Annotated in this window: 19 protein-coding genes; 9 read left to right on the top strand and 10 right to left on the bottom strand. The window is 69.1% G+C overall.

All coding sequences use genetic code 11. The features are described from left to right. Positions 1-8: 8 nt before the first annotated feature. The 3 genes from O5M90_RS19705 to O5M90_RS19695 form a co-directional block, all read right to left on the bottom strand. On the bottom strand, positions 9-2,396 hold the full coding sequence (locus tag O5M90_RS19705) for a two-component system response regulator (RefSeq protein WP_440402282.1): 2,388 nt from the start codon (positions 2,394-2,396) through the stop codon (positions 9-11). Beyond that, entirely contained in the window at positions 2,389-4,218 is a 1,830-nt protein-coding gene (locus O5M90_RS19700) for a PAS domain-containing protein (protein ID WP_440402281.1), read from the bottom strand. The genes O5M90_RS19705 and O5M90_RS19700 overlap by 8 nt, the downstream gene beginning before the upstream one ends. A gap of 250 nt (positions 4,219-4,468) precedes the next feature. Next, a complete protein-coding gene (locus O5M90_RS19695) occupies positions 4,469-5,044 on the bottom strand; it encodes an HD domain-containing protein (protein ID WP_269840068.1) in 576 nt (191 codons plus the stop codon). A 166-nt stretch (positions 5,045-5,210) separates the two neighbouring features. Here O5M90_RS19695 and O5M90_RS19690 point away from each other — a divergent pair, with 166 nt between their 5' ends. From O5M90_RS19690 to O5M90_RS19660, 7 genes are all read left to right on the top strand, one after another. Then, the gene (locus O5M90_RS19690; protein ID WP_269840067.1) at positions 5,211-5,768 is read left to right on the top strand and encodes a cytochrome b; all 558 of its coding nucleotides are present in this window, start codon (positions 5,211-5,213) and stop codon (positions 5,766-5,768) included. A gap of 22 nt (positions 5,769-5,790) precedes the next feature. After that, positions 5,791-6,375 carry a YceI family protein gene (locus O5M90_RS19685; RefSeq protein ID WP_137942822.1) on the top strand — a complete coding sequence of 195 codons (585 nt, stop codon included), beginning with the start codon at positions 5,791-5,793 and terminating at the stop codon, positions 6,373-6,375. 37 nt (positions 6,376-6,412) lie between these two features. Beyond that, the gene (locus tag O5M90_RS19680; RefSeq protein ID WP_269840066.1) at positions 6,413-6,982 is read left to right on the top strand and encodes a YceI family protein; all 570 of its coding nucleotides are present in this window, start codon (positions 6,413-6,415) and stop codon (positions 6,980-6,982) included. Between the two features lie 420 nt (positions 6,983-7,402). Then, on the top strand, positions 7,403-8,848 hold the full coding sequence (locus tag O5M90_RS19675; RefSeq protein ID WP_269840065.1) for a sensor histidine kinase: 1,446 nt from the start codon (positions 7,403-7,405) through the stop codon (positions 8,846-8,848). Next, positions 8,845-9,258, top strand: coding sequence for a hypothetical protein (locus O5M90_RS19670; RefSeq protein WP_269840064.1), 414 nt, complete (start codon positions 8,845-8,847; stop codon positions 9,256-9,258). Before O5M90_RS19675 ends, O5M90_RS19670 begins: the two co-directional genes overlap by 4 nt. A 10-nt stretch (positions 9,259-9,268) precedes the next feature. Further along, positions 9,269-10,111 carry a LytR/AlgR family response regulator transcription factor gene (locus O5M90_RS19665; RefSeq protein WP_137942818.1) on the top strand — a complete coding sequence of 281 codons (843 nt, stop codon included), beginning with the start codon at positions 9,269-9,271 and terminating at the stop codon, positions 10,109-10,111. A gap of 76 nt (positions 10,112-10,187) precedes the next feature. After that, positions 10,188-11,192 (top strand): questin oxidase family protein, encoded by a 1,005-nt coding sequence (locus O5M90_RS19660; protein WP_269840063.1) that lies wholly within the window; start codon positions 10,188-10,190, stop codon positions 11,190-11,192. Between the two features lie 7 nt (positions 11,193-11,199). On the opposite strand, the gene O5M90_RS19655 is transcribed toward O5M90_RS19660, so the two are convergent. From O5M90_RS19655 to O5M90_RS19630, 6 genes are all read right to left on the bottom strand, one after another. Next, complete coding sequence (locus O5M90_RS19655; protein WP_269840062.1) at positions 11,200-11,877, bottom strand: lysoplasmalogenase; 678 nt, start codon at positions 11,875-11,877, stop codon at positions 11,200-11,202. 193 nt (positions 11,878-12,070) lie between these two features. After that, positions 12,071-13,639 (bottom strand): ABC transporter substrate-binding protein, encoded by a 1,569-nt coding sequence (locus O5M90_RS19650; RefSeq protein WP_269840061.1) that lies wholly within the window; start codon positions 13,637-13,639, stop codon positions 12,071-12,073. Positions 13,640-13,733: 94 nt separating this feature from the next. Next, on the bottom strand, positions 13,734-14,945 hold the full coding sequence (gene alaC / locus O5M90_RS19645) for an alanine transaminase (RefSeq protein ID WP_269840060.1): 1,212 nt from the start codon (positions 14,943-14,945) through the stop codon (positions 13,734-13,736). Positions 14,946-15,108: 163 nt separating this feature from the next. Then, entirely contained in the window at positions 15,109-15,594 is a 486-nt protein-coding gene (locus O5M90_RS19640; RefSeq protein WP_262971703.1) for a hypothetical protein, read from the bottom strand. 147 nt (positions 15,595-15,741) lie between these two features. Further along, positions 15,742-17,808: an ATP-dependent helicase gene (locus O5M90_RS19635; protein ID WP_269840059.1), complete on the bottom strand. Its 2,067-nt coding sequence runs from the start codon at positions 17,806-17,808 to the stop codon at positions 15,742-15,744. 45 nt (positions 17,809-17,853) lie between these two features. Then, positions 17,854-20,334, bottom strand: a complete 2,481-nt coding sequence (locus tag O5M90_RS19630) for a hypothetical protein (RefSeq protein ID WP_269840058.1) — start codon at positions 20,332-20,334, stop codon at positions 17,854-17,856. Between the two features lie 112 nt (positions 20,335-20,446). On the opposite strand from O5M90_RS19630, the gene O5M90_RS19625 reads away from it, so the two are divergent. Both O5M90_RS19625 and O5M90_RS19620 read left to right on the top strand, forming a co-directional pair. After that, positions 20,447-21,223: a substrate-binding periplasmic protein gene (locus O5M90_RS19625; protein WP_171018243.1), complete on the top strand. Its 777-nt coding sequence runs from the start codon at positions 20,447-20,449 to the stop codon at positions 21,221-21,223. Between the two features lie 11 nt (positions 21,224-21,234). Continuing rightward, a complete protein-coding gene (locus O5M90_RS19620) occupies positions 21,235-22,761 on the top strand; it encodes an alkaline phosphatase D family protein (protein WP_269840057.1) in 1,527 nt (508 codons plus the stop codon). Here O5M90_RS19620 and O5M90_RS19615 read toward each other — a convergent pair. Next, positions 22,719-23,843: a hypothetical protein gene (locus tag O5M90_RS19615; protein ID WP_440402280.1), complete on the bottom strand. Its 1,125-nt coding sequence runs from the start codon at positions 23,841-23,843 to the stop codon at positions 22,719-22,721. The two genes, O5M90_RS19620 and O5M90_RS19615, sit on opposite strands and share 43 nt — an antisense overlap. Positions 23,844-23,994 lie beyond the last annotated feature (151 nt).

Genomic DNA, 23,994 nt, shown 5'->3' with positions numbered 1-23,994 from the left:
GCGGGCGACTACCGGGCCGGACCGCGCAGCAGGGCTTCGAACTGATCGGCCGGCATCGCCCGATGGAACAGCCAGCCCTGCGCGTCGCCGGCACCCAGGCCCAGCAGGATCTGGCGCTGCACCTCGTTCTCGACGCCCTCGGCCGTCAGCGCCAGCTTCAGGCTGTGAGCCAGCGTGACGATGGTCTGCACGATGGCATGGCTGTCGCTATCGGAGCTCAGGTCGGCGACGAAACAGCGGTCGATCTTGAGCCGGTCCAGCGGCAGGGTCTTCAGCTGCCCCAGCGAGGAGTAGCCGGTGCCGAAATCGTCCAGCGCGATATGCACGCCCAGCGCCCGCAGCTCGACCAGCATATGGCGCAGCGCCAGCGTGTTGCCGAACAGGCTCTCGGTGACCTCGATCTCCAGGCAGCCGGGATCCAGCCGGTGGCGCAGCAAGGCATCGCGCACCAGCGCCGGCACATCGTCCTGCTCGAACTGCCGCACCGACACATTGACCGCCAGCCGCAGTCCCGGTTGCAGGGTCTGCCAGGCCGCCGCCTGCGCGCAGGCCTGGTCCAGCACCCAGGCGCCGATGGGCACGATCAGGCCGGTGGTCTCGGCCACCGGGATGAAGCGGTTGGGCGCCACCGCGCCGAGCACCGGATGCTGCCAGCGCAGCAAGGCCTCGGCACCGAGGATGCGGCCGCTGCGCATCTCGACCACCGGCTGCCAGTGCAGCAGCAGCTCGCGGCGCTCCAGCGCCTGGCGCAGGCCCTGCTCGATGCGCAGCTGCTCGCTGGCCTCCTCGGCCTGCGAATGTTCGTACAAGGCCGCACGGTTGCGGCCGCGCGACTTGGCCTCGTACATCGCCGCATCGGCCGCCTTCAGCAGGGCCTGCGGGCTGGCGACATGCTCGGGCCACAAGGCCACACCGGCGCTGGCCGTGACGCAGACCACCTGCGACTGCAGCGAGACCGGCTTGGCGATGGCCTCCAGCAGCTTGGCCGCCAGCGCCAGCGCATCGGCCGCGCGCGTGGCCTGGCTCATCAGCACGACGAACTCGTCGCCGCCCAGCCGGATCGCGACATCCTCGCGGCGAAGCAGGCTTTGCAGGCGTGCGGCCAGCGACTTCAGCAGCTCGTCGCCGCAGTCATGCCCGAGCGTGTCGTTGATGGTCTTGAAGCCGTCCAGGTCGATGAAGATCAGGCCCAGCGGCACGCCGCCCGACACGATATGGGCCTGCAAGGCCTCTTGCAGATGCAGGCGGTTGCCCAGGCCGGTCAGCGGATCGTGCAGGGCCAGATGCTGCAGCTTGAACTGAGCATCGCGGATCTCGCTGATGTCGGAGAAGCTCAGCACATGGTGGCTGGCCTGGCCCTGGGCGTCGAGCACCGCGCACAGATGCTCCAGTGCCGGGAAGGTGCTGCCGTCGCGCCGCATGCAGGTGACCTCGCCCTGACGCTGCCCGCGCTCCGGCCTGTGATCGCCACGGCGGCGGGCATACAGAAAACCCTCCGGGCAGCGCCCCTGCACCTCGGCCTCGGCCCAGCCGGTCATCGCGCTGAAAGCCGGATTGCAGCTGAGCACGCGGCAGTCGGCGTCGAGGAAGAGAATCGCCTCGTCGGTGGCGTCGAACACCACCAGGGCCTGGCGCAGCCGCGTCTCGCTTTCGATGCGTTCGGTGACATCGCGCAGCATGCCCATCACCAGGCCCTCGGCCTCGAAGCGGCGCGCATGGATCTCCATCCAGCGTGGCGCGCCCGTCCCGGCCTGCCAGCGGCACACCATGTCCATCGGCCGGCCCTGCTGCAGCAGCTCGTCCAGCGCCTGCCCCGCCGGTGGGTCCAGGCGCTGGCGCAGCTCGGCGAGGCTCAGGGTCTGGCCCAGCGGCGCCAGCTCACTGCCCAGGCCATGGCCGCTCCAGCGCAGCGCGCCGCCGCCGGCGCTCTCCAGCTCCAGCACCGACAGGCGAGCCGACTCCAGCGCCAGCAGCAGCCGGCGCTCGGCCTTCTCGGTCTTGATCTCCTCGCGGCGCCGCGCCATCGCCATGCAGACGGTGGCGTTGAGCTCGCGCAGCTCGAAAGGCTTGAGCAGATAGCCATAGGGCGCGGCCAGCGCCGCGCGCTTGAGCGTCTCGGGCTCACCATAGGCGGTCAGAAAGATCACCGGCACGGCCAGCAGCTCGCGGATCTGGCGCGCCGCATCGATGCCGTCGCTGCCCTGGTCCAGATGGATGTCCATCAGCACCAGATCCGGGGAGGTCGAACTGGCCAGCCTGACCGCCTCGGGTTCGTTGGCCGCAATGCCCACCACCTCGAAGCCCAGCTGCTCCAGTCCGCTGCGCAGGTCCAGCGCGACGATGCGCTCGTCTTCGACGATCTGCACCCGCAGCGGCCGCTCGATGGCATCAAACATCATGGACTCCCTTGATCGTGTCCTGTTCCAGATGCAGGCCGACGCAGGTGCCGGCCCCGCGCCGCAGGGCCAGCCGTGCCCGCGCCTGCTCGGCCAGCAGGGGCAGCAGCTGCAGCCCCAGACCGCGCCCCTGGCCCGGCTCCAGCCCCTCGGGCAGGCCGATGCCATCGTCCAGCACCTCCAGCACCGCAAGCCCGTCGCCGGGCGCCGCGCCGGCCCGCAGCCGGATGCAGACCTGGCCGGCACGGCCGTCCGGGAAGGCATGCTTGATCGCATTCGTGACCAGCTCATTGACCAGCAGCCCGCAGGGGATGGCCTGCTGCAGCTCCATGCTGAAGCCGCGGTCCGGCGCGTCGACCTCCAGGCGCAGCTTGCTGCCGCCGCCCAGATAGGTGTCGCGCAGCAGGCTGCCGAGCCGGCGCAGATAGGGACCCAGTTCCAGCGCGCTGAAGTCGCGCCGCTCGAACAGCAGCTGGTGCATCAAGGCCATGGAGCGCACGCGGCTCTGGCTGTCGCGCAGCGCCGCCTGCACGCCGGGCTCGGCATTGCGCGACTGCAGGTTCAGCAGGCTGGAGATGACCTGCAGATTGTTCTTGACGCGGTGATGTACCTCGTTGAGCAGCACGGTCTTCTCGGCCAGCGCGCGCTCGATCTCGGTCTGGGCGGCGCGCCGGTCGGTGACATCGCTGATGGTGGCCAGCACCTGCTGGCCCTCGCTGCCGGGCAACGGGTTCAGGCCGATCTCGACCGCGAACTCGCTGCCGTCCTTCTTGCGCGCATACAACTCCTGGCGCTTGGCCATATAACGCAGCGCCGGTGCGCGCATGAAACCCGCCACATGGCCGACATGGACCTCGCGCTGGCGCTCCGGCACCAGCTGATGCACGGCCAGGCCGGCCAGCTCGTAGCGGCTGTAGCCGAACATGCCGGCCATGCTCTCGTTGGCCAGCAGCACCCGGCCGCCGGCGTCGATCAAGGCCATGCCGACGGTGGCGCCCTCGAAGACGCGCCGGAAGCGGTCCTCGCTGGCCTGCAGCGCCTGCTCGCTGGCACGCCGCGCGCTGATGTCCATGCCGGACGGCACCAGATGGGTGACGCGGCCCTGGTCATCGAACAGCGGTGCCAGCATGAAGTCCACCGCCATGCGGCTGTCGCCGGCCATGCGGGCGACCACATCGCGGCGCACGGTTTCGCCGGCGGCGGCGCGCTTCACCGCCTCGCGCATCCAGGCCTGCAGCTCGGCATCGTGGGTCCACCAGGGCGTGTCCCAGAACGGCAGGCCGCGCACCTGCTCCAGCGCAATGCCGCCGGCCTCCAGCGGCGCGCGATTGGCCTCCAGCAGAGCGCCCTCGGGGCTGAGTACGCCGACAAAGACGAACAGGCCATCGAGCACGCGGCGCAAGTGCTGCTCGCCGGCGGTCTTGACCCGGCGCTCCAGCGTCAGGTTCAGCGCCTGCACCAGCACACCCTGCACCGCACCATCGCGACCGGTGATCGGCAGATAGCTGGCCTCCCACTCGGACAGCTCGCCCGGCAGGCTGGGCACCTCGGCCAGGATGCGCAGGCCCCGCTTGGCCTGCCCGGTCTCCAGCACCTCGCGCAGCAGCGGCAGCAGCGTGGCAGCGGCCTCGGGCAGCACCTCGGCGACGCTGCGCCCCAGATGCTGGGCCACGCTGGGGCCGTTGGCCTCGGCCAGCACACGGTTGATGCGGTGATAGCGCAGCCCGCTGTCCAGCACCGCCAGCCCTATCGGCGCCTCGCTGCCCAGCAGAACGTCCAGGGCCGACGCGCCAAGCGCGGCGGCCGACTGCTCGTCAACCATGGTGCCTCCCTAAGGCATGCTTTGCAGCCTTATAACAAGGCTTGCCTTAAATTGCACGCAGGGGCGGCGGGGCGCACAAATAACTATGCCGGCAAGCCAAAACCCTTGCGGGTCTTGCCATGCCGGCATAGCACTCCTCCCCTCGATCAGCACGCTGAGGTCCAGGCAGCGAGTGATCGAGGAGCAGTATCTGATTCCGCCCCCGGCGCGACTATCCCCCTCAAGAGGGAGATCGGCTCGCAGCCCGCACTTAGGCGATCGCCAAGCGCGCCGGCCGGCGCGCCTGGCGCAGCAGATCTTCCAGCAGGCACAGGTAATAGCCCAGCGGCGGCGTGCGCTTGCCCGGGTGCTTGGCCAGATCGTCCCAGCGCCGCAGCTGCAGCGCCGCGCTGGCGTGGGGCTGGGCCAGGAAGATCAGACGCTCCTCGGGCCGCATGCGGCCGCCCTGCAAGGCCAGGCTGTGGCGCGAGGCCGGCGACAGGCCCTGCTCGTAGCGCTCGTCGGTGCTGACCAGGAAACGCTTGGCCTGCACATGCAGGCGGATCGGCTCCAGCACCTCGGGGCCGAAGCCGGCGGCCAGCAGGCCCAGTGCGCGGACCTCGTGCTGGTCGTCGCACAGATCGTCGCTCGGCCCGCCGTCCAGCAACTGACCCAGATCGTGCAACAGGGCCGCCGCGACCAAGGCCTGGTCGGCATGCGCCCACTCGGCGAGCTGCGCGCATTGCAAGGCATGCTCCAGTGCGCTGACACTCTCGCGGCGCTCCCCGTCGTAGGCACAAGCGCCCCGGCGCATGAACAAGGCTTCGATCTTGGCGATCAGGTCCATCGCGGACTCCCTGCGAAAAACTACAGCAGCCGCCATCTTGCGCAGCGGGCGTGACCGGCGCATGACGCAACCATTCAAAATCACTGAACCCTAGCCTCAAGAGGCATGAACCGCCCTCCCGCTCTGGGCATGCAAACTCCATCCCAAGCTCCCAGACTGAACCGCCATGCCAACAAGCTCACGCCATGCCACACCACCGGCCCGCTACAACGGGCTGGCGATCGCCTTCCACTGGCTGCTGGCCCTGGCCATCGTCGGTGCTTTCGGGGTCGGCCTCTATATGGTCGATCAACCTTTTTCAATGAGTAGGCTCAAGCTCTACAACTGGCACAAATGGGCCGGCGTGACGATTCTGAGCCTGTCGGCGCTGCGTCTGCTGTGGCGCTTGATGCGCCCGGCCCCGGCCGATCTGCCGGCCCCGGCCTGGCAGCGCCGCGCCTCGCACTGGGTGCATGGCCTGCTCTATGCCTTGTTCTTCGCGGTGCCTCTGGCCGGCTGGGCCTACAGCTCGGCGGCCGGTTTCCCCATCGTCTGGTTCGGCCTGCTGCCGCTGCCCGATTTCGTCGCCCCCGACAAGGCCCTGGCCGAGACCCTGAAGCAAACCCACAAGCTGCTGGCCTACGGCTTGGCGGCCCTGGTCGTGGCCCATGTGGCGGCCGCGCTGAAGCACCAGTTACTCGACAAGGATGGCCTGCTGCTGCGCATGCTGCCCGCCCGTTCCTGAACCCCAGCCAGAATCCCCAACCATGCGAACCCTCACCACCGCCCTGATTTCCGTCGCCACCGGCCTGCTCCTGCTGCAGGCGCCGCTGGCCCATGCCCAGGCCAAGCCCGCCCAGCTGCAGGCCGCTCAAAGCGAGCTGAGCTTCACCAGCCGCCAGATGGGCGTGCCGGTGGAGGGTCGTTTCAAGCGCTTCGAGGCCCAGCTGAATTTCGACCCGAAGAAGCCCGAGACCGGCAAGGTCGGCTTCACGATCGACCTGGCCAGCGTCTCGCTGGGCGCGCCCGAGCTGGAGAGCGAGCTCGCCAAGGCGCCCTGGTTCGACAGCAAGAAGATGCCGCAGGCCAGCTTCCAGAGCACGGCCGTCAAGGCCGCCGGCGCGGGCAAGTTCGAGGTGGCCGGCAAGCTGACGCTGAAGGGCCAGACGCGCGACATCGTCGTGCCGATCACGCTGGCCCAGGCCGGCGCGCTGTCCACCGCGACCGGCGGTTTCATCCTGAAGCGCCTGGAGTTCAAGGTCGGCGACGGCGAGTGGAGCGACACCTCCATCGTCGCCAATGACGTGCAGATCAAGTTCAAGCTGGTTTTCAACGGCGTCGCGCCGCTCTGAGGCCCTCAGTTTCCCCACCCTTGCAACCGGAAATCCCATGAAAAAAGCCCTGTTCGCCGCCGCCGTGCTGGCCCTGTCCTCGCTGTCCCAGGCCGAACCCGTCAAGTACGCGATCGACCCGACGCACACCTTCGCCACCTTCGAGATCGGCCATTTCGGCGTCTCGACCAACCGCGGCCGTTTCGACAAGAAGGAAGGCTCGGTCACGCTGGACCGCGCCGCCAAGACCGGCAAGGTCGAACTGACCCTGGACATCGGTTCGATCAACACCGGCACCGCGCCGTTCAACAAGCATCTGCTGAGCGACGACATCTTCGCGGCCGAGAAGTTCCCGACCGCCACCTTTGTCGGCGACAAGTTCACGTTCAACGGCGACAAGGTCAGCGAAGTGGCCGGCCAGCTGACGCTCAAGGGCAAGACCGGCCCGGTGACGCTGAAGGCCAGCAACTTCGGCTGCTACGACAGCCCGATGCTCAAGCGCGAGGTCTGCGGCGGCGATTTCGAGGCCACCATCGACCGCACCCAGTGGGGCGTCGACTACGGCCTGGCCTGGGGCTTCCCGAAGAACGTCAAGCTGGTGATCCAGGTCGAGGCGATCAAGCAGTAAGCCAGGTACATCCGGCAACATCTGTTGCCGGCCGCTAGCGGCGCCCTGTGACAAGATGCCACTTCGCAAGAACTGCGGGTTCCCCCTAAGAGGGGACAGCCAAATACTGGGGAGTTCCCTAGCATGGCCGCGGTCAAAAAGCAGAGGGGGATCCAAATGTTTCAGCAACGGGGCGTTCAATTCGCGGTCATCTTGATGGTGCTGCTGCTTCTTTTCGTCCAGTCCATGTTCTAGCGCGAGGGCGCAGCCGCATCCCGTCAAGGCCCCTGGCTCACCCCAGGGGCCTTGTTCTTTGTCGGGCCGGCATCACCGACTGTCACGGCCCGGTGCAGTTCAGCCCTTCGTCGCGGCACCGCATCGCAGCGCCATCGGCGCCTGCGCGCGGCTTGCGTACAGTGCGGAGCATCAAAAGGTCCACCGATGAACGCTCCTCCCTTTCCCCCACCGCCGCCCGCCGTCAGCGCGCCCACGCCCTACGCCCGCTGGCAGGCCCTGTCATCGGCGCTGATGCGCGGCTTCCATGTCTATGCCAACTGGCTGGTCGGCATCAGCTGGAAGCGCTTTGCCGTGCTGGCGGTGCTGCTGCTGATCGGCACCAATGTGCTGCAGAGCCTGCCGCCGTTCACCTGGCGCATCACCGAGCATGTCGAGGAAACGGCGCCACGCCGCGCGCGTGCCAAGCCGCCCGCGGCCCCGGCGCCGCCGGCCGCACCGGTCGAACTGGCCAAGCCGGCGCCGCTGCCCGCCAGCTCGCCCGAGGGCATACGCTATGACGTGACGATAGACGAGCGCGGTGTGCGGGTGATCCCGCGGGTGGCCAGCCGGCCGGCCTCCGGCGCCTCGGCGGCCGAGTCCGGTATCGATCCCAGCCTGCCCTCGATCGACATCAAGCTGCCTCAGTCGGTCAGCCGGGACGATGTGCGCGAGGCGGTGCAGGAGGCCAAGGAAACGCTGCAGCAGGCCGCCCGCGATGCCCAGCAGGCGGTGCGCGACGCCCAGCAGGCCCAGCGCGATGCGGCCGAAGCCGCCCGCGAGGCGCTGAGCAACGAGGCCGACGGGGAGCCCCGGGTGCGCATCCGCACTGTGCGGCTGGGCGACTTCCTGCAGGAGCTGGCGGTGTTCCTGGTCGTCGCCTCGGCCATCATCAAGATCACCTACAAGGGCCGCATCCAGGCCGAGGTCAAGGCGGCGGCGGCCACCGAGACGGCCGAGGCCGAGTCGCTGAAGCGCCAGGTCGTAGAGGCGCGGATGGCGGCGATGCAGGCCCAGGTGGAACCGCATTTCCTGTTCAACACCCTGGCCTCGATCGACCACCTGATCGAGACCGATCCGCCGCGCGCCTCGCAGATGCAGAAGAACCTGATCGCGCTGCTGCGCGCCTCGATGCCGACGATGCGCGAGGCCAATGCCAATGGCGGGCGCGACCTGGGCCGCGAGCTGGCCGTGATCCGGCCCTATCTGGAGATCCTGAAGGTGCGCATGGAAGAGCGGCTGCAGACCGAGATCGATGTGCCCGAGGGCCTGCTGTCGGCCGAATTCCCGTCGATGATGATCCAGGGCCTGGTCGAGAACGCGATCAAGCATGGGCTGGAGCCCAAGGCCGAGGGCGGCAAGCTGAGCGTCAGGGCCGAGATCGTGCACGGCAAGCTGGCCGTCACGGTGGCCGACACCGGCCTGGGCTTCGGCCGCGCCGCCACCGCCGGCACCGGCGTGGGCCTGGCCAATATCCGCGAGCGCCTGATGCTGCTGCACGGCCACCGGGCCGGCGTCACCGTCAGCGAGAACCAGCCCTCGGGCACGGTCGTCACGATCACCGTGCCTTATGCCACCTCGCGCAAGCACAGCGATGAAGGAGCCACCGCATGAAGCGCTTTTTCCAATGGATGCTCTTGATGAGCCTGCTGCTGGTGCTGCTGGCCGGGGCCGGCGGCTTCTTCATCTGGCAGGAGTTTGCCGCCCACCCGGGCGTCAGCGTCAGCATCAACGGCCAGGACCTGGGGCTCGACGAGCTGCATGCTGCACATTGGGGCAGCCTGATGCTCGGTGGCCTGATCGTCACGCTGGTGCTGCTGGTCGTGCTGCCGCTGGCGCTGGTGCTGGGCCTGGGGCTGCCGCTGCTGATCGTCGCCGGCCTGCTGGGCCTGGCGCTGCTGGCCTTGCTCAGCATGGGCGGCCTGCTGCTGTCGCCGCTGCTCCTGCTGGGCCTGCTGCTGTGGCTGATGCTGCGCCGCACCCCGGACAAACCCGGAGCCGGCCGCGCTCGCCCCAACCCTTAGCATGGCGGCCATGAGCGAAACCCCCAACTCCCCCCGCGTGCGCGCCGTGCTGGCCGACGATGAACGACTGATGCGCGAGCAGCTGCGCAGCCGGCTGCTGGAAGTCTGGCCCGATCTGGACATCGTCGCCGAGGCCAAGAACGGCCTCGAAGCCGTCGAACTGGTGCGCGAGCACAAGCCCGATCTGGTCTTTCTGGACATCCGCATGCCGGGCCTGACCGGCGTCGATGCGGCGCGCCAGATCGCCCAGCTGCCCGATGCCGGCGACGACGACAGCTGGCTGGTGCCCGAGATCGTCTTCATCACCGCCTACGACCAGTATGCGGTCGAGGCCTTCGAGCAGGGCGTGGCCGACTATGTGCTCAAGCCCGCCGAGCGCGAACGCCTGACAGTGACGGTGCAGCGCATCAAGAAACGCCTGGCCCTGCGCGAGGACACCGAGGCCGCGCCGGACAACAAGGCCAGCGCGCCGCTGCAGCAGCTGCTGCACAAGCTCTCGGCCCAGCTGAATCCGGGCGGTGCGCCCAGCTATCTGCAGTGGATACAGGCCACCGTCGGCCAGGCCATCCAGATGATCCCGGTCGAGGAGGTGCTGTTCTTCATCAGCGACGAGAAGTACACCCGGGTGCAGACCGCCACACTCGAAGCCCTGATACGCAAGCCGATCAAGGAACTGGTCGACGAGCTCGACCCGGCGCTGTTCTGGCAGATCCACCGCTCGACCCTGGTCAATGTGAAGGCCATCGCCGGCGTCACCCGCGACTTCCGCGGCCGCCAGCTGGTCGGCGTCAAGGGCAATAACGAGAAACTGGAAGTCAGCCGCAGCTACACGCATCTGTTCAAGGGCATGTGAGACGGCCGGCGGCGCTTGACATCAAGTTAACTTGAGCTTTTATCGTGATGCTCCGTTCGACACCACGAGAACACTCATGACCGAAACCGATGCCGCCCTCGCCACGCTGCACGAACTGCTCGACGAAGGACTGGGGCTGAACCCCGAGTACGAAGACCAGCTCAGCTCGCACCTGCCGATGGCGCTGGACGCGCTGCAGGACCTGGGGGCCGACGGCGCACGCCTGCACGAGTTCCGGCGGCGCTATGGCGCAAAGCTGAGCAGCCTGCCCCCGGCGCTCCCACTCGGCACGCCGCGGCCCGCCGCCTTCGGCCGCATCGCGGACTACCCGGCCTGGCTGGCTCACTACCGCACAGCACTGCTCGACATCGGCCGCGACGCGCTGCTGCGCCGCGAGCTGCCGGCGCTGATGCAGGGCTGTGGCGGCGCGGCCTTCCATGGCCTGATACGCACCGGCCACGCGCTGCGCCACGGTCACCCGGGCGAGCTGGCCGCCGCGCTGGCCTACTGGGCCAGCCGCCATATGCCACTGGCGCCACTGGCGCCACTGACGGCCCAGCCCGGTTCGCCGCTGCCGCTGGGCGACTGGCTGGCGGCGCTATGCGCGCTGCCGGACGCCGACGCGATGCCGTCGCGCCCGCTGATCGCCCAGCGCATGGCCGACTGGGGCGGGCGCGAGGACTGGCAGGCCCTCGCCGGTAGGCTGGCTGTGGATGAATTGCCGGCCCTGGCCCGCAGCGCGGCCGCACTCTATGTCCACACGGCCGATTTCACCGTGCTGCACATGATCACGGCCAGCGCCGCCTTGCGCCAGCTCTCGCCGTGGCTGAACGAACCGGCCCTGAGGTCTTTCGTGGCTGCCGCAGCGGCAGCGCTGCTGTCGAGCCGTGCTGCCCGGCGAGCCGTTGCCGGCCCGCTGCCCGTGCTTGTGCCACCGCAAGACTGGGACCGCCTGGCCGCCCTCACCTTGGCCCAGCACAACGACCATGCCATCAAGCTGGTGGCCGCCTGCCGCGCGCTGGACCGCGTGGATCCCGCGCCGGCATGGCGTGCGGCTGCGGCGCGGGCGCTGGGCGTCTAGGCAGGGCTCACGCCTGAGCGGCGCCACCCCTCAGGCTGGACGCGATGCACCACTGCGCCGACCAGTAGGTCGACAGCACCCACAGCGCCGCCTCGGGCAACGGACCGGCGAACTTGTTGATCGCCAGCAGCGCGTCCGAGGCCAGGAACAGGGTGCCGCCCCAGGCCGCCCAGCGCGCCAGCGGCTCGCGCGCACCGCCGATGCTGGCACGCCACCAGCTCCAGGCCTGGGCCGCCATCGCCGCCAGGCAGACCACATAGGCCAGCACCGGCACCTGCAGCGCGGCCGGCACGCCCGGCCACAGCCGGCTCAGCACATAGCCGGCGATCAGGCCGAACATCAGCCAGGGCCACCAGGGCCGGGCCAGCCGCGTGTGCTGGCAAAAGGCCGCGATATAGAGCAGGTGGGCGATCAGAAAGCAGAGCAGGCCGGGCACGAAGCCCGACTCGGGCCACAACAGGGCCACATCGCCGGCCAGCGAGAACGCGAGGCCCAGGCGCAGCAGCCGCGCCTGGCGGGGCGCATCGGCGCCGCGCGGCCAGGCGTACAGCATGATCAGCACGGTGGTCAGCGGCTTGGCCACAAAGGCCAGCTCGCGCGGCAGACTGGTGTGGCTCAGCGCGGCAATGGCGATCAGCGCGCTGATCAGGGTCAGCAGGGGCAGCAGCAGGCGGTAAATGGGCATGGGCCCATTCTGGCTGGGCGCAAGACCTGGCCCCAATTAGCGCTTGCCCTCAGAGCCTGGGAACTTTTGTAGCGAGCCGTCGTCAGGCTAGGCGGGCCGAGCGCAGGAACCGGAACGTACCCCAGGTACGTGAGGATTCCGAGCATAGGACCAACGACGCATGGCGGCGGCGCAGTAAAAAGTTCTCAGGCTCTCAGTCGATGCGGACCCAGCGCACATCGATATGGTTGTTGGCGCGGTGCACCAGATTCACATTGCTGCGCGCCGCCCAAGGGATGACCTGGTGGTGCAGCGGGATCACCGCCACATCGTCCTGCACGATCTTCAGCGCGGCGATCAGCTGGCTGCGGCGCTTGGTCACATCGCCCTCGACCTTGGCCGCATCGATCAGCGCATCCAGCTTGGGGTTCACATAGCGGCCGTAGTTCCAGCTGCCGTCGCCACCGACCGGGCTGTGCACCAGGGCCTGCAGCGAGTACAGCGCATCGAAGGTCGCGACACCCCAGCCCAGCAGATGCAGGCTGCTTTCCTTGCGCTGCAGCTTCGGGAAATAGGTGCTGGAGCCCTGGCTGTTGAGCCGCGCCTGCACGCCGATCTTGGCCCAGAAGGCGGTCAGGGCCTTGCAGATTTCCTCGTCATTGACATAGCGATCATTGGGGCAATCCAGCGGCACCTGGAAGCCCTCGGGATAACCGGCCTCGGTCAGCAGGGCCTTGGCGCGCACCGGGTCAAAAGGCAGGCGACGGTCGCCCTCGGCGGTCCAGCCATCGGCCTGCGGCGCGACCAGGGAGCCGGCCGGTTGCGCGAGGCCGCGCATCGTCACCCGCTTCAGGGTCTCGATGTCGATGGCCTGGTACAGCGCCTGGCGCACCTTCAGGTCCTTGAAGGGGTTGCGGCCCTTCACATTGCTGCCGGCCAGCTCATCGCTGGCCTGGTCCAGACCCAGGAAGATGGTGCGGAACTCGGCGCCTTCGATGATCTTGACGCCCGGTGTGTTGCGCAGCTTGGGCACGTCCTGCGGCGCCGGGTCGAGCACGAAGTCGATCTCGCCGGACAGCAGGGCCGCCAGCCGGGTCGCGTCCGAACCGATAGGCGTGTAGACGATCTGGCTGACATTGCCGTTCAGCTTGCCCCACCAGGTCGGGTTCAGCGTCAGCTCGGTCTTGATGCCGGGCTGGCTGCTCTTGAGCACAAAGGGACCGGTGCCGTTGGCATTGCGCACCGCATAGGTCTCTTCCTTCTGCGCGAAGTTCTGCGGCTTCTCGATCTTGTGCTTGGTGGCCCAGTCCTTCGAGATGATGCGCACGCCGGTGATCTGGCGCAGCAGCACCGGGTTGGGTGCTGCCAGCGTGATCTCGATGCTGGACGGCGAGAGCTTCTTGACGCTGCTGACGCCCTGCAGCAGCACCTTGAAGTTGGAGGTGGGGCTGAGCGCACGCTCGAAGGAGAACACCACATCGTCGGCCGTCAGCGCCGTGCCGTCATGGAACTTGACGCCGGGGCGCAGCTCGAAGCGCCAATGCGTGGCATCGACCTGGGTCCACTTCGAGGCCAGGGCCGGCTCGATCGTGAACTGCTGGTCGTAGGCCACCAGGCCCTCGTAGACAAAGGCGTTGAACTGGTTGTTCAGCGCACTGTTGTAGGCGTGGGGGTCGAAGCTCTGCACATCGCCCTGGCTGGCCCAGCGCAGGGGTTTGGCAAGCGCCGCGCCAGCCACAAGGGCCAGCACCAGCGGGGCGATCAGAAGGCGGATGGGGCGCATGGGGTGGGGTTCTCGTCCTGGAAAACCCTGAATACTGCCCGCATCCGCCGCGGCCGGCAAATACCTATTCCCCATAAGCTTCTGTCCCGCAGGGTCAGGCCTTGATCAGTCCGTCTGCCTTGAACATGGCCTTGATGCCGCGCACCGCCTGGCGGATGCGGGCCTCGTTCTCGATCAGCGCGAAGCGCACATGGCCGTCGCCCTGGTCGCCGAAGCCTATGCCCGGCGAGACGCAGACCTTGGCCTTGTCCAGCAGCTGGCGCGCGAACTCCAGCGAGCCGAGCGCGCGGTAGGGCTCGGGGATGCGGGCCCAGATATACATGCTGGCCTTGGGCAGCTCGACGGCCCAGCCGGCCTCCGTCAGGCCTTTGTAGAGCACATCGCGGCGGCGCTGGTAGCTGGCGGTGATCTCGCCGACGCAAGCCTGGTCACCCTCCAGCGCCGCGATCGCCGCGACCTGCAGCGGCGTGAAGGTGCCGTAGTCGTGATAGCTCTTGATGCGGGCCAGCGCGGCCACCAGATCGGGGTTGCCGACCATGAAGCCGATGCGCCAGCCGGCCATGTTGTAGCTCTTGCTGAGCGTGAAGAACTCGACCGCCACATCCTTGGCGCCCGGCACCTGCATGATGGACGGCGCCTGCCAGCCATCGAACACGATGTCGGCATAGGCCAGGTCGTGCACCACCAGGATGTCGTGTTTCTTGGCCAGTGCGATCACGCGCTCGAAGAACTCCAGCTCTACGCACTGCGCGGTCGGGTTCGACGGGAAGCCGAACACCATCATCTTGGGCTTGGGATAGCTGCCGCGAATCGTCTTCTCCAGCTCGGTGAAGAAGTCCAGCTCGCTGGACACCGGTATCGCGCGAATGTCGGCACCGGCGATCACCGCGCCGTAGATATGGATGGGGTAGCTGGGGTCGGGCACCAGCACCGTGTCGCCCCGGTCCAGCGTCGCCAGCATCAGATGGGCCAGGCCTTCCTTGGAGCCTATCGTGACGATGGCTTCGGTGTCGGGATTGATGGCCACGCCGTAGCGCTTGTCGTACCAATGCGAGATCGCGCGGCGCAGCCGCGGGATGCCCTTGCTGGCCGAGTAGCCATGGGTGTCGGGCCGCTGCGCGACCTCGGTGAGCTTGGCGACGATATGGGCCGGCGTGGCCCCATCGGGGTTGCCCATGCTCATGTCGATGATGTCCTCGCCCCGCCGCCGCGCCGCAAGCTTCAGCTCGGCCGTGATATTGAAGACGTAGGGAGGCAGGCGATCAATGCGCGCGAAGCGGCGCTTGCCTGAAGAGGCAGTGCTCATGGGATGTGTCTCACGTAAGCGCCCGGAACCGTCCGAGCGACGTGATCGGCCGATGGGGGCCGATCCGGAGGCGATGCTACCTCAGGCCACGCTAGGACTCAGGGTCGTACACGGACTTCCTTGTCGCCGATTCGCATCACAGGCCGGCGCGGCAAGCGCTTGATCAAAGCCCGCCACTTGATCGCGACTCGATGGTCTTGATCTTGAGACCCGACAGCGTGCGAACCACTACCAGGTCATCCTCGCCGGTCACGGTCGTCGTCGGCAGCCCGTTGGCCTCCACCGTCATGCGCTGGGTGTAGCTGACCCGCGCGCTGGTCCAGGGGAAACCGTCGCGGACGATACGGATGTCGTCGAACTCCGAATGGGTGCGCGCCTGCAGCACCGTGAAGGCGGCCGCAGCCTGCTTGAGGTAGTCGCACATCTCCTCCTTGCCACCCTCCACCTCCCACTTGCCGCGCCGGCCGTCGGCGCTCAGCGTCACCTGCAGATTGTCCGCATAGGCCTCGCAGGCCGAGCTGTCACCGGACATGGCCTTGGCCGATTGCTGGACCAGCCACGAGGCGAGCTTGGGCTCGGCGAACGAGAGCCGGGCATGGGCATAGAAGGCGGCGAGCGCGGTCAGCGTCAGCAGGATGAGTTTTTTCATGGTGGCTGGGATGGAGGAAATGCGTGAAGAACCCGTTGCCCCCGGCGACCGGGCAGCACGCTTTCTGCATGGCCGCAGGCGCCGTGGGCGGCTGCATTCTCCGGCGGGAAACAGCGCCGCCCCGTCCTACCTATGGGGGTGTCGCCCTCAGGCCTTGCCGTCTTTCGCCTGCGCCGCCGCGCTCGCCTCACCCTTGGCCGCAAACTCCGCGCGCAGCCGCTTGAGCTTTTCGCGCGGGTCTTCCTTGACGGTGTTCTCGTGCAGCTTCATCTCCAGGATGAAGCGACTGGGGATGCCCATCACCAGCTCGCGGTTCTTCTTGCGCCGCCGCAAGGTGCTGACGCCCAAAGTCGTGCGCGCCCGCGTGATGCCCACATACATCAGGCGGCGCTCTTCCTCCAGGCGCTGCGGGGTCATGTCCTCGTCGTCGGCCTTGAAGGGCAGCAGCCCCTCGTTGACGCCGGCCAGGAAGACATGCGGCCATTCCAGGCCCTTGGAGGCATGCAGGGTGGTCAAGGTGACCTGGTCCTGCTCGTCGCCGCGCTCGGCCAGCGACAGGATCACGCTGATGGTCTGGGCCACTTCGAGCACGGTCTGCTTGGGCTCCTCGAAGGTGATGCCGCCCTCCTGGCTGATCTGGCCGCCGCAGCGCTTGGCAACCCAGTCGACGAAGTCCAGCACATTGCCCCAACGCGCCGCGCCGACCTTCTCGTTCTCCTCCTGCTCCATCAGGTGCTGCTCGTAGCCGATGTCCTTCAGCCACTCCATCAACAGCGCCTTGGCCTCCTTGTCGCCCGAGGTGTTGCGGGCGCGGTATTCCAGATCGTTCACATAGCGGCCGAACTCATGCAGGCCGCTGATCGCGCGGGTGCTCAGCGCAGTGGACAGGCTTTCGGCGAACAAGGCCTCGTACATGCTGGATTTCCAGCGCCCGGCGAACTGGCTCAGGCTGCCCAGCGTCTGGTGGCCGATGCCGCGTTTGGGCGTGGTGATCGCGCGCAAGAAGGCCGGGTCATCGTCCGGATTGACAAGCAGGCGCAGCCAGCTGCACAGGTCCTTGATCTCGGCCTTGTCGAAGAAGCTCTGGCCGCCGGAGACCTTGTAGGGAATCTCGGCGCGGCGCAGCGCCTGCTCGAAGACGCGGGCCTGGTGGTTGGCGCGGTACAGGATGGCGAAGTCCTTGAACTGCACGCCGCCGGCATTGGCGCGGATCGCCTGGATGCGCGCCACCGCCCGCTCGGCCTCGTGCTCCTCGCCGTCGCTCTCGATCAGGGCCACCGGCTCGCCGTCGCCGAACTCGCTCCACAGCTTCTTCTCGAAGATCTTCGGATTGACCGCGATGACGTTGTTGGCCGCGCGCAGGATGGCGCCGGTGGAGCGGTAGTTCTGCTCCAGCGGTATCACTTTCAGCGCCGGGAAGTCGGTCGGCAGGCGCTTCAGGTTCTCGATCGTCGCGCCACGCCAGCCGTAGATGCTCTGGTCGTCGTCGCCCACCGCAGTGAAATGGGCACGCTCGCCGACGATCTGCTTGAGCAGGTCGTACTGCACGGCATTGGTATCCTGGTACTCGTCCACCAGCACATAGCGCAAGGTGTCCTGCCACTTGCCGCGCGCCTCGGGGAAGTCCTGCAGCAGGCGCAGCGGCAGCGAGATCAGGTCATCGAAGTCCACCGACTGGTAGGCCGCCAGCCGCTCCTGGTAGCGTTCCATCACGACGGCCGTCGCGCGCTCGTCCTCGTCCTTGGCGGCGGCCAGCGCCTGCTTGGCCGTCAGGCCCTGGTTCTTCCACAGCGAGATGGTCCATTGCCAGCTGCGCGCCTGCTTGGCGTCGGTGGTGCCGCCGGCATCGCGCAGCAGGCCCAGCACATCGTCGCTGTCGAGGATGGAGAACTGCTCCTTGAGCCCGACCAGATGGCCTTCGGAGCGCAGGATGCGCACGCCCAGGCTGTGGAAGGTCGAGATCACCAGGTCCTTGGCCGCCCGGGGGCCCACCAGATCGCGGGCGCGCTCGCGCATCTCCTGCGAGGCCTTGTTCGTGAAGGTGATGGCGCCGATGTTCTTGGCCGCATAGCCGGCCTGCAGCAGCCGCGCGATCTTCATCGTGATCACCCGCGTCTTGCCCGAGCCGGCCCCGGCGATCACCAGGCAGGGCCCGTTGAGATGGTGGACGGCTTCGAGCTGGGCGGGATTGAGGGTGGAGACGGCTGAGGACATGGCGAACAGGGGCGGGGCTGCGCATGATAGCCAAGTCGCCCTGCCCTATTTCATGCTAGGCGGCAGCGGCGCCCGGGTCGAACGCAGCCCCAGGCCCAGCAGCAGCAGCGCGTAGAACAGGAAGGCGATGCGCGGCGCATCGACCAGGCTGTCGAACAGGCCCACGATCAGGAAGCCCGTCAGCGCACCCACCAGCGCCGGCGCCAGGGCGTGGGCGCGGGCATGGCCGAAGCTGCAGCGCCACAGCACCGCCGCGACCAGGCTGACGCCCAGGGCCAGACCCAGCAGCCCCTGCTCGAACAGCAGGTGCAGGCCCAGGCTCTTGATATGCCAGGGCAGGTGGTGGCGGTCGCTGGAGAAGAACCAATGCGCCATGCCGCGCGAGAAGTCGCTATTGGCCAGCAGGGCGGGCTTGGCCGCGTCGCGCAGGCGCAGCTCGGCAATCTGCACCGCGCTCGCCGGCGAACCCAGCGCCACCGAGAACACCACAAAGCGCGGCGCCCACCAGCGCCCGCCCAGGGCCGGCGCCTGACCCAGCGAGGCCTGCAGCGTCTGCCAGCCGCCGCCCTGGCTTTGCAGCGGCAGGTTCTTGACCACGCATTCCGCGTTGTAGAGCAGATGTTTCTCGCAGACCTCCAGATGCAGGTTCACATCGCTGGCGCTGCGCAGCTTCAGCGTCAGCAGCAGTTCGCCACGCGGCGCGGCGATGCGCTGGCTGACGCGGAACAGCTCGCCCCAGCCCAGCACATGCTTGCCGCTGCTCAGCAGCAGATGGGGTGGCTGGGCCGACTCGACGAGCCGGTAGTCGCCCACCTGCTCGGCGGCCGGGCCGACGAACAGGAAATTGCTGGCGAAGCGGCCCACCCCCTTGCCCAGCAGCCAGTCCTGCGGCGTGTCCAGCAGGCTGCGCGCTAGCCGCCAGTGCTCGAAGCGACCTTCCAGATCGCGCTGCCCGGTAGCGATGCGGTCGCCGATGTAGGCGCCGCCCGCCAGCGCCGCCACCACGGCGAACAGCATCAGGCAAGCGGTCCACAACAGGCTCCTGGCCCGCCAGGGCAGCTCGGCCAGCAACTGCGCCGCCGTTCCGGGCAGCAGTTGCAAGCCGGCCCAACCCAGCGCCAGGCCCAGCACCGGCAGCAGCGCTTCTTGCAAGGCCTGCTCGCCACCCCAGTTGCCGGCCACCACGGCCACGCAGGCCAGGCTCCAGAACCAGACCCCCGCCACCAGGCAGACGCTCAGATGGCGCGGCAGCCCGGCACGCAGCCACCAGGCCAGCCACAGCCCGCTCAGCACGACCAGCGCATCGATCACGTAGGCCGACTTCGGCAGGGCCAGCGCCACCAGCCAGCTCACACCCCCTGCCAAGGCCGCCGCCAGCAGGGCCAGCAGCAGGGCCAGCAGCAGCTGCCCGCGCGTCTGCCGCAGCCGCAGCGGCGGCATCACCATCACCAGCAGCGCACTACCGGCCAGCGCGAGCAAGGCACGGTAGCCGCCAGCCTGAAACACCGGCCAGGCGGCCACGCCGAATGCCAGCGGCACCGCCAGGGGCACCACCCACGCGCGCCCGCGGGGCGGCCAGGCGGCCGGTCGGCCCGCCGCCCGCTCCCCGCGGCGCTGGCGCGCCAGCAAGAGCAGGCAGACGCCAGCCCCCAGCGGCAGGGCCAGATAGACGCCGCGCGAGAAGGTCGTCAGCGCCGCATAGCCGGCCAGCAGCAGCAGGCCCAGCGCGGCGGCAAAAGCCCAGGGCCGGCGCTCGCGCAGCACCCACAGCAGCGCAAACGGCAGGCCCAGCGCCAGGCAGCCGTCCAGCGCCGCGCCGCCCACATGCATCTCCCAGAACAGCGCGGTGCTGCGGTAGTCGCTCGAAAAATTCAGCAGCCCGGTGTAGGCCAGTCGCTCCCATAGCGCCGCCAGGCCGGCCCCGCCCAAGGCCAGCAGCATGGCCAGGCCGAACCAGCGCTGCACGGCGGCCGGCTCGGCCGCCCCGGCCGCGCGCCACAGCGGCAGCAAGAGCAGCACCAGCCACAGGCTCTTGCCCTGGCGCAGGCTGTTCATCGGCTCGTGATAGCCCTGCCACCAGCCGAACTGCCAGCCCCCGGCCTGCTCAACGCCGCGCCAGATCGCCAGCAGCAGCGAGGCACAGAACAGCGTCAGCAAGAGCTTGGACAGGCCCGACCACGCCAGCGGCCGCTGCCAGGCCGGTGCCAGCTCGACGCTGCGTTTCGCGCCCAGGGCCAGCGTCGCATAGCCGCCGGCGGCGACGGCCAGCACCAGCAGGTCCAGCTCCTCGAAGCTGATCCAGCCGGTCCAGGGCGCGAATCCCAGCACCGGAACCAGGCCGGGAATCAGCAGCGGCAAGACCTGCCAGCGCACAAAGCCCAGCACCGCCACCATGAGCCACAGCAGGCAGGCCAGCCCGGGCTGCAAGGGGTAGTGCCAGGCCAGCCACAGGCCGGCGCCGGCGCTGCCGGCGGCCAGGCTCAGGCCCAGCCAGCGCTTGGAGGAATCGGGCACGGAGAGCTTCATGCGGGCGGCGGAGTTGGGGCGCAGGCTCGCGCCGGGTCGCGCGGATGATAGCCAAGCCCATGCCGGCAGGCGCTACATTGGGAACCCCTAGTACAACGGCAGGACTATGAGCATGGCCCTTGTGTTGGCCCTCGGCCGTCGCTGGCTGCAAGCCTGGACGTTCCTGCTGCTGGCCTGGGGATCGGCCGCGCAGGCGCGCGAGCTGCTGGTGGTGGGCACCGAGTTCCCGCGCATCTACGAGGCCGCCAAGGACGGCGGCGAGCCGAGCGGCCTGGGCGTGGACCTGCTGACCTTGGCCGCCGCCCGGCTGGGCCACAGCCTGCGTTTCGAGCACTACCCCTGGCTGCGCGCCCAGGCCATGGTGGAGCGCGGCCTGGCCGATATCCTGGTCGGCCCCTACCGCACCGCCGACCGCGAGCAGCGCTATCTGTTCTCGCCCCAGCCCTTTTACGAGGACGCGCTGGTGTTCTACGCTCGCCGCGCCCAGAGCGGGCTGTGGCGCGGCGACTATGCGGCGCTGGGCCAGCGCCCGGTCGCCCAGGTGCAGGGCTGGGCCTATGGCGAGAGCTACGAGCAGGCCCGCGCCGGCCTGCGCATCAGCACGGTGCGCGACGTCAACACCGGCCTGCAGATGCTGCGCCTGGGCCGCGTCGACCTGTTCGCCAGCAACGAGCGCAATACCGAGCCAGTGCTGCAGCGCCTGGGTCTGGCACAGGAACTGGTGCCGGCCGGCCCGCCGATCGGCCAGCTGCGCGGCCACTTTGCCTACCCGCGCGACAACCGGGGCCAGGTCTTGCGCGACGAGCTGGAGCGTGCCATTGCCGCGCTGCGCGCCAGCGGTGAGCTCGACGAGCTGTCGCGTCGCTGGAAGGTCAAAATTCCCGAGTAGGCTTGCCGCCGATGAACACCGCCCTCAGTCGCCGCAGCCTGCTGCAGGCCGTCCTCGCCGCCGGCTGCGCGCCGGCTCTTGTCAGCCATGCCGCGACGCCGGCCGCTGCGCCGCTGTTCGCGCTGGGCGTGGCCTCCGGCTGCCCACGCCCCGACGGCCTGGTGCTGTGGACCCGGCTGCTCGGCGAGGCGCTGCCGGACCAGGTCGCGGTGCGCTGGGAGCTGGCCGAGGACGAGGGCTTCAAGACCCTCGTCGCCAGCGGCACCGAGCGGGCCGAGCCCGGCAGCGCCCACAGCGTCCATGCCGAGCCGGCCGGGCTGAAGCCCGATCGCTGGTACTGGTACCGCTTCAGCGCGCTGGGTCAGCAAAGCCCGGTCGGCCGCAGCCGCACGGCGCCGGCGCCCGGCGCGGCGGTGCAGCGCCTGCGCTTCGCGATCGCCTCCTGCCAGCGCTGGGACCACGGCGAATACGCCGCCTGGCGCGATCTGGCCGGCCAGGAGCTGGACCTGCTGCTGTTCCTCGGCGACTACATCTACGAATCCGCGACCGCAGCCGACAGCGCGCCCGCACGCCGCCACCAGGGCGGGCTGTGCCGCACGCTGGACGACTACCGCCAGCGCTATGCCCAGTACAAGAGCGACCCGCATCTGCAAGCCATGCATGCGGCCGCGCCCTGGCTGCTGACCTGGGACGACCACGAGGTCGAGAACGACTATGCCGGCAACATCTCCCAGCATCTGGAGCCCGGCTTCGCGCGCCGCCGCGCGGCGGCGGCCCAGGCCTACTGGGAGCATCTGCCCTTTCCGAAGGCGGCGCGGCCGCGCGGTGCCGAGTTCCGTCTGCACGAGCGCTACGACTGGGGCGCGCTGGCCCGCATCATCACGCTGGACAACCGCCAGTGGCGCGACCCCCAGGCCTGCCCCAAGCCGGGCCGGGGCGGTTCCAACACCGTCGCGCTGAGCGACTGCCCGGCCCTGCTGGACCCGGCCCGCAGCCTGCTGGGCAAGGCCCAGGAGCAATGGCTGGCGCAGAGCTGGGATCGTGAGCGGCCCTGGAACCTGCTGGCCCAGCAGACCCTGATGGCGCCGCTGAACTGGCAGCCGCCCGAGCAGGGCAGCGGCCTGCACTGGACCGATGGCTGGGACGGCTACCCGGCCGCCCGCCAGCGCCTGCTGCGCGATCTGCAGGCGGCGCGGGTGCGCAATGCGGTGGTGCTGGGCGGCGATGTCCATGCCCATTACGTGAGCGATCTGCATGCCGGCGGCGCCGACAAGCCGGTGATCGCCACCGAGTTCTGCGGCAGCTCGATCAGCAGCCACGGCCTGGCGCAGCGCCGGCTCGACCAGATGCGCCCGCACAACCCGCATATCCGCCATGCGCGCAGCGATGAGCGCGGCTATATCCGCTTCGAGCTGAGCGCCGGCCGGCTGGAGGCGGAGCTGCGCGCGGTCGAGCAGCCCTGGGATGCCGCCAGCGCGCTGCGCCGCCAGGCGCGCTATGTCGTGGAGGCCGGCCGCGCTGGCGCGCTGAGCGACTGAAGCAGGCCGTCCAGGCCCAGGTACTGGTGGCCGGCCCAGCCACCCACGGCCAGCAAGGCCAGGCCGCCGGCGGCCAGCAAGGTGCGCCAGCGCTTGCGCTTGGCGGGCTTTTGCAGCGGCGGGGTGCTGAGGCTGCCGTCGAAGGCCGGCATGAAGCGGCTGCCCGGCGCCGGGCTGGGCTCGGGCATCGGATGCAGCACCAGGGCCGAATGGTTCTGCCCGGCCAGCCAGGCGCGCAAATCCTCGCCCAGCTCGCGGGCCGAGGGATAGCGGGCCACCGACATCGGCGCCATGGCCTTCTGCAGCAGAGCTTCGAGGCTGAAGCGCTCGGCCGTGCTGAGGCCGCCCAGGCTGGCGGCCGAGGGCATCAGCACGCCGTTGGCATCGGGTCTGGGCGGCCGGCCATTGATCAACCAGCAGGCCAGCACGCCCAGCGCATAGGCTTCGCTGCCCAGGCTGGGCTGGGCGCCGCGCTGCAGCTCGGGCGCGACAAAGGGCGCGGCGGCGGCACTGAACAGCGGCGGCTCGGCGTCCGGCTCGGGCGCCAGCTCGGCCAGGCCCAGGGCCATCAGCCGCAGCTCGGTACCGTTGACCAGCCACAGCAGGCCGGGATCGAGTTCGCGCAGCAGCAGGCCTTGCTCATGGGCATATTGCAGCGCGTCGCAGAGTTGCAGCAGCAGCTGCAGGCGCTGGCGCAGCGGCAGCTCGGCGGCGGCGGCCAGCAGGGGCTGGCCCTTGTCCTGCCAGGGCAGGGCCAGAAAAGGTTTGCCCTCGGCGGTCAGGCCGCTGTCCAGCGGCGTGGCCAGGGCCGGATGGCTGAGCTGGTTCAGGGCCGCCGACAGCTCGGCAAAACGCAGCAGCACCGCCGCCGCGTCCGCACTCTGCTGATAGACCAGCAGCGCCGCGCTGACATCATCTGCCAGCGAATGCTCGGCCCGGTACCAGCGGCCCGAATCACCGGCGTGCAGGGCGGCGGCGATGCGCCAGACGCCCAGGCGCTCGCCAACCGACAGCGATGTCGGCAGCGGGGCGCCGGCACTGACCGGTGCGGGAAAAGAGGCGGAGAAGCGGGCGGAGGACATGAGTATTCAGGGTTTGCCCGGCATCCTAGGCTCAAGCCAGGCCGCAGCGGCGCCCGGCGCCCCCCTCAACACGGGGTGTCGCGCGCAATCGCTCACGCTCGGCGAGAACTTGTGCACGGGCGGCGGCCCGGCCCAAGCCTTGCGATACTCC

Source organism: Paucibacter sp. M5-1, assembly GCF_027498415.2.
Lineage (GTDB): Bacteria > Pseudomonadota > Gammaproteobacteria > Burkholderiales > Burkholderiaceae_C > Roseateles_E.
The sequence above is the reverse complement of the archived record's forward strand: the minus strand, read 5'-3'. Positions and strand labels throughout refer to the sequence as shown.

Excerpts from the sequence above, each read along its gene's own strand:
- O5M90_RS19705 (WP_440402282.1), bottom strand. The coding sequence starts at position 2,396 with ATGTTTGATGCCATCGAGCGGCCGCTGCGGGTGCAGATCGTCGAAGAC.
- O5M90_RS19700 (WP_440402281.1), bottom strand. The coding sequence starts at position 4,218 with ATGGTTGACGAGCAGTCGGCCGCCGCGCTTGGCGCGTCGGCCCTGGAC.
- O5M90_RS19695 (WP_269840068.1), bottom strand. The coding sequence starts at position 5,044 with ATGGACCTGATCGCCAAGATCGAAGCCTTGTTCATGCGCCGGGGCGCT.
- O5M90_RS19690 (WP_269840067.1), top strand. The coding sequence starts at position 5,211 with ATGCCAACAAGCTCACGCCATGCCACACCACCGGCCCGCTACAACGGG.
- O5M90_RS19685 (WP_137942822.1), top strand. The coding sequence starts at position 5,791 with ATGCGAACCCTCACCACCGCCCTGATTTCCGTCGCCACCGGCCTGCTC.
- O5M90_RS19680 (WP_269840066.1), top strand. The coding sequence starts at position 6,413 with ATGAAAAAAGCCCTGTTCGCCGCCGCCGTGCTGGCCCTGTCCTCGCTG.
- O5M90_RS19675 (WP_269840065.1), top strand. The coding sequence starts at position 7,403 with ATGAACGCTCCTCCCTTTCCCCCACCGCCGCCCGCCGTCAGCGCGCCC.
- O5M90_RS19670 (WP_269840064.1), top strand. The coding sequence starts at position 8,845 with ATGAAGCGCTTTTTCCAATGGATGCTCTTGATGAGCCTGCTGCTGGTG.
- O5M90_RS19665 (WP_137942818.1), top strand. The coding sequence starts at position 9,269 with ATGAGCGAAACCCCCAACTCCCCCCGCGTGCGCGCCGTGCTGGCCGAC.
- O5M90_RS19660 (WP_269840063.1), top strand. The coding sequence starts at position 10,188 with ATGACCGAAACCGATGCCGCCCTCGCCACGCTGCACGAACTGCTCGAC.
- O5M90_RS19655 (WP_269840062.1), bottom strand. The coding sequence starts at position 11,877 with ATGCCCATTTACCGCCTGCTGCTGCCCCTGCTGACCCTGATCAGCGCG.
- O5M90_RS19650 (WP_269840061.1), bottom strand. The coding sequence starts at position 13,639 with ATGCGCCCCATCCGCCTTCTGATCGCCCCGCTGGTGCTGGCCCTTGTG.
- alaC (WP_269840060.1), bottom strand. The coding sequence starts at position 14,945 with ATGAGCACTGCCTCTTCAGGCAAGCGCCGCTTCGCGCGCATTGATCGC.
- O5M90_RS19640 (WP_262971703.1), bottom strand. The coding sequence starts at position 15,594 with ATGAAAAAACTCATCCTGCTGACGCTGACCGCGCTCGCCGCCTTCTAT.
- O5M90_RS19635 (WP_269840059.1), bottom strand. The coding sequence starts at position 17,808 with ATGTCCTCAGCCGTCTCCACCCTCAATCCCGCCCAGCTCGAAGCCGTC.
- O5M90_RS19630 (WP_269840058.1), bottom strand. The coding sequence starts at position 20,334 with ATGAAGCTCTCCGTGCCCGATTCCTCCAAGCGCTGGCTGGGCCTGAGC.
- O5M90_RS19625 (WP_171018243.1), top strand. The coding sequence starts at position 20,447 with ATGGCCCTTGTGTTGGCCCTCGGCCGTCGCTGGCTGCAAGCCTGGACG.
- O5M90_RS19620 (WP_269840057.1), top strand. The coding sequence starts at position 21,235 with ATGAACACCGCCCTCAGTCGCCGCAGCCTGCTGCAGGCCGTCCTCGCC.
- O5M90_RS19615 (WP_440402280.1), bottom strand. The coding sequence starts at position 23,843 with ATGTCCTCCGCCCGCTTCTCCGCCTCTTTTCCCGCACCGGTCAGTGCC.